The following is a 4308-nucleotide window of genomic DNA, read 5'->3' as shown; positions in this document are numbered from 1 at the left end:
GGCTACGGCTATAGCATCCACGCCAAGATGGGGGCGGGCAGCATGCCCCCCCAGTCCATGGATGGTTATATCAAAATCGGTAACTGAAGCCATGGTCGGTCCATCGCGAAGCCCGATTTCGCCGGTCGGAAGGGTGGGGTCAACATGCAGGGCGAAGATTATCTTGACATCGGGATTTTTCAGAATGCCGGCTTTTATCATGGCATCGGCCCCACCGGGAGGCGTCTCTTCGGCCGGTTGAAAAATAAGTTTTACCGCCCCGGGGATTTTTGACCGAAGCCGCTGCAGGATCATCGATGTCCCCATCAAGATTGCGGTATGCGCGTCATGTCCACAGGCATGCATCACCCCTTGATGACGCGAGCGGAAAGGAAGCCGGGTCTTCTCGAGAATAGGAAGGGCATCAATGTCGGCTCGGATTCCGACAGCCAGGCTCTGGCGACCGTTAATGATTCCGGCAGCGCCGGTTTTCAGTCGGAGCGGAAGAAACTTGATTCCGCGAGAGGTCAGTTCTTTTTTTATGAAGCGGGTGGTCTCAAATTCGTTGTCGGATAGTTCCGGAAACTGATGAAAATGCCGCCGCCATTTAACCTGAAGAGGATAAAGTTTTTCTGCCAGGGATAAGATTTCGTCCTTGAGTTGTGCCATAATCACTTAGCTTTTGGGCAAGATAATGATTCCGGGGCGGGTTCGTCAATCAAAGAGGCGAGAATATTAGAGGTCATCATAGCGCTAAACTGATACGGACTTCCAGGTCATAACGGCAGGGAATCCGCATTAAGCAGGGGAGGAGAGAGAGCCTTTCAGTAAGGCAAATGATGCTTGATATTAAAGGCTTGAGCACAGCCTGAAATCCTCCATGAAATTGCAAGAAGCGAAGAATCGGGCTATGCTTTCTAAGGTATAGACGGCGCGAAATTTAACGAACAATATCCATTTAGGCACAGTTTTAGAGACAATATGCCGATAATAGATATGATTAGCGCCCTGAGATATTGAACCGAAAGTGGCGCAAGATATCGGGGTATAATTGGTTAAGTCTTTGACTAATGTCGAAGTTATATCTTATTTTTGTGGTTTTTTTTATTGCCTTTTGCTTGCTATAATCTTAATATAGCCTTTTATTTAGGCAGTTAGATGAGAATTTTACTGATAACACAGCATTTTCCGCCTGAAAGGGGGGCAGTCCGACGACTTTATGAATTTGCCCTCTATTTCAAAAACCAGGGACATCAGGTAACGGTCCTGACCGCTCTTCCCAATTACCCGGACGGGGTGGTGCCGCCCCAGTATCGCGGGAAATTCTTCTTGCGCGAAGATATAAACGGGTTAGATGTTTGCCGCTCTTATGTCCTTCCGGCATCAAATGCCCAGCCAAAAAAGCGGATGGTCGGGTTTCTGACCTTTCTTGCCTCTTCGGTCATAAACAGCTTTCGCCTTAAAGGAAAATTTGACCTGGTTATCGCCTCCTCGCCGCCGGTGACCTCATCTTTGAGTGGATATATAATCAGCCGCATTCGCCGCGCCAGACTGGTGCTGGAGATTCGGGATTTGCAGCCGGAGTCCGGGGAGCAGTTCGGGAATATTAATAAGTCGTTTTTCACCGAAATCATCCGCAGGGTGATGCGGTTCCTTTATAAGAAAGCAGACCATGTGGTTTGCGTAACCGAAGGGATTGCCGGGTGGATGAAGCAAAACGGTGTCAATGAAAACCGGCTGACCACAATCAAATCGGGAGTCGGAAATGACTTCCTCAACAGCCATTCCAACGGTATCCGCAAAAAATATGGATGGGAGGACAAATTCCTGGTGGTCTTCTCCGGGACGCTGGGATGGGTGCGCCCGCTGGAATCGATAATCGAGACCGCGCGACTTCTGGCGGACAACAAAAAATACCATTTTGTATTCATTGGTGATGGTCAGAAACGGCGCTCGCTGGAGATTCTTGCCCAGCAGTACAACCTGAAAAATATTTCCTTTGTCGGACTGCGGCCTCTGGAAGAGATTCCGTACTATCTTAAAGCCAGCGATCTGCTGGTAGAGTGTCTCAAAGAGGTGCCGGTGGCGCGAGTGGCGCTTCCGACCAAGATTTTCGAATATATGGCGGCAGGAAAACCGATTGTCTTTGGCTCCGCTGACGGCGAAACCAGCCGTTTGCTGTCCGAAGCAGGCGGGGCGCTGGTCTTCTCCCCCAGCAATCCGGAGCAACTGGCACAACTGGTGAGAAGGGTTTACGACGGTGAGATTGACGGCGCCGGTCTGGGACAGAAATACCGCGAGTTCGTAAACAATAATCATACCCGCGAGCAGTGGGCGCAGAAATATCTCGCTCTGCTCGATAAGGTCGGCAATTCTTAAGTTTTGTCTTTCTTTATTTAATTATTCTCTTTGAAATTTCTATCTGCCAATCTTAGAACGATGAATCGTTTTGTAGAGTGATTATGTAATTTGTGAGATTATGGCGTAAGAGCCTGTTAATAAACCGCAAATGACGAAAAGCCTCCCTTTCCTGCCACATCACCGCTATGCGCTCAAACTCGGTCTGGTCTTTCTTTTGATTTGGGTCATTCTGGCAATCAATCCGAGCCATCGCCAGGATTGGGCGCTGGAAAATCTTCTGGTTCTTATTTTCGGCGCCGTCCTGGTATTAACAGCGCGCTCGCTACCCCTGTCGCGAATATCATATACTCTCATTTTTATCTTCCTGACTCTCCATGAAATCGGCGCTCATTATACCTATGCCGAGGTGCCGTATGACCGATGGTTTGAAAGTCTAACCGGCGGAAGCTTCAATTCCCTGGTAGGATGGCAGCGGAATAATTTCGACCGGGTTATTCACTTTTCCTACGGACTTCTGCTGGCATATCCTATTCGGGAAGTCTTCCTTCGCATTGCCAGTGTCAGCGGCTTCTGGGGATATTTTCTTCCCCTTGATTTGACCATGTCGACCTCGATGCTATTCGAATTGTTTGAATGGCTGGCGGCGGAGTTTTTCGGCGGCGATTTGGGGGTGGCATATCTGGGGACGCAGGGGGATATCTGGGATGCTCACAAAGATATGGCGCTGGCCGGCCTGGGGGCAGTGATAGCGATGACGGTGACAGCCCTAATCAACATTCGCCTCCAGCGGGATTTTGCTCGCGAATGGGCGGAATCCTTGAAAGTTAAGTCGCGCCGACCGCTGGGAGAAGATGAATTAAAGAGAATGATTAAAGGTCGAACCCGGGAAGATCGTTCCGACTGAAATCAGTCATCTTCAAGCGCAATTATCCTTCCTTTGAACTTTTCCCCAATTTCCGGGATATCGGCTTTCTTCCAGACAACGGCGGTGACTTTTTCCTCAGGCAGCCGCGCCAGGTCAAAGTCACCGATATAGCGGTGCTCTTCTTCCGGCAGCCAGTACCCTTCTTTTCCGGCGTTCTGGAAATAATCTCTGTCGGCAGACTCCAGATTACGAAACATCGCGACATCACCGTAGAGAACCCTGCGGACGCCAATATCAAGCGCGGCCTGTTTTTCCACGGCGATACCATACGGCTCGAAAGACATCTCCTGATAGCGCGCCCGCCAGCGCATCAGTCCAATCGCTTGCAAAGGAGCCGTCCCGGTGAATGACACGGCGCGCAGTCCCTGGCGCAGATGGCGACAAGAGGCGATTATTCTGTGCTGGTAAAGAATTCTTCTCAGAGTGTCGAGCGCCGAGCGCGGATAACGATTGCGGGCTTGTATTATATCTTCATAAAACTGGTAACTGGTCTCATCGGGCCAGGGTGCCGAGGTTCCGCGAGTCCAGTGAATGAGATTATTCTTCAGAAGCCGGTCCAGATGGGGATTAAGGCGGGCTATGTCGATAATGACCTTGCACTCTGATGACCGGCTATCATATTTTGCTTGAAAGTCCGGCACTATCGTTCCCCCCGACCGCCTTCGCTCCTCAATCAATTTCTCCAGATTTCCCCCGGGCCTGATAGAAACCGGATATATAATATCAGCCATCTTGATTACGGCGAGGTCGCGCTCTTTCTGAAAGGTTGATTTCTGGGTGTTTCCCCGCGGTACCGTAAGGAAATGGAAATGAACCTGAGCCGGCGTCAATTGGAACTGCCGGCAGTAATAACTTCTCACTGCGTCGACCTCATCATCCCGAATTACCGGCACAACCAGTTCCAGTCGTGCTCCGGCGCGTGATGCGAAATAGAGAGGAATCTCCCAGGCGTTCATTCCGACCGAGGCAACAATGGTATGATTGCGGCCGACAGCGTCGGCAACAGCCTCCCTGCTTCTGACTATCCAGAGGTCATCGCCGCC

Annotated in this window: 4 protein-coding genes; 2 read left to right on the top strand and 2 right to left on the bottom strand. The window is 50.5% G+C overall.

Going from position 1 to position 4308, the window contains the following annotated elements; translation table 11 throughout:
- On the bottom strand, positions 1-648 hold a 648-nt coding region (locus AB1690_13860; protein MEW6016393.1), incomplete at its 3' end, for an amidohydrolase.
- A gap of 489 nt (positions 649-1137) precedes the next feature.
- On the opposite strand from AB1690_13860, the gene AB1690_13855 reads away from it, so the two are divergent.
- Together AB1690_13855 and AB1690_13850 are read left to right on the top strand one after the other, a co-directional pair.
- Positions 1138-2358: a glycosyltransferase family 4 protein gene (locus AB1690_13855; protein ID MEW6016392.1), complete on the top strand. Its 1221-nt coding sequence runs from the start codon at positions 1138-1140 to the stop codon at positions 2356-2358.
- A 130-nt stretch (positions 2359-2488) separates the two neighbouring features.
- Positions 2489-3244 carry a DUF2238 domain-containing protein gene (locus AB1690_13850; GenBank protein ID MEW6016391.1) on the top strand — a complete coding sequence of 252 codons (756 nt, stop codon included), beginning with the start codon at positions 2489-2491 and terminating at the stop codon, positions 3242-3244.
- A 2-nt stretch (positions 3245-3246) separates the two neighbouring features.
- On the opposite strand, the gene AB1690_13845 is transcribed toward AB1690_13850, so the two are convergent.
- The coding region (locus AB1690_13845; protein ID MEW6016390.1) for a hypothetical protein at positions 3247-4308 on the bottom strand (1062 nt) is incomplete at its 5' end.

The organism is Candidatus Zixiibacteriota bacterium (genome assembly GCA_040753495.1).
Taxonomy (GTDB): Bacteria; Zixibacteria; MSB-5A5; order GN15; family PGXB01; genus DYGG01.
This window is presented reverse-complemented; position numbering and strand designations above follow the sequence as displayed.

Excerpts from the sequence above, each read along its gene's own strand:
- AB1690_13850 (MEW6016391.1), top strand. The coding sequence starts at position 2,489 with ATGACGAAAAGCCTCCCTTTCCTGCCACATCACCGCTATGCGCTCAAA.
- AB1690_13855 (MEW6016392.1), top strand. The coding sequence starts at position 1,138 with ATGAGAATTTTACTGATAACACAGCATTTTCCGCCTGAAAGGGGGGCA.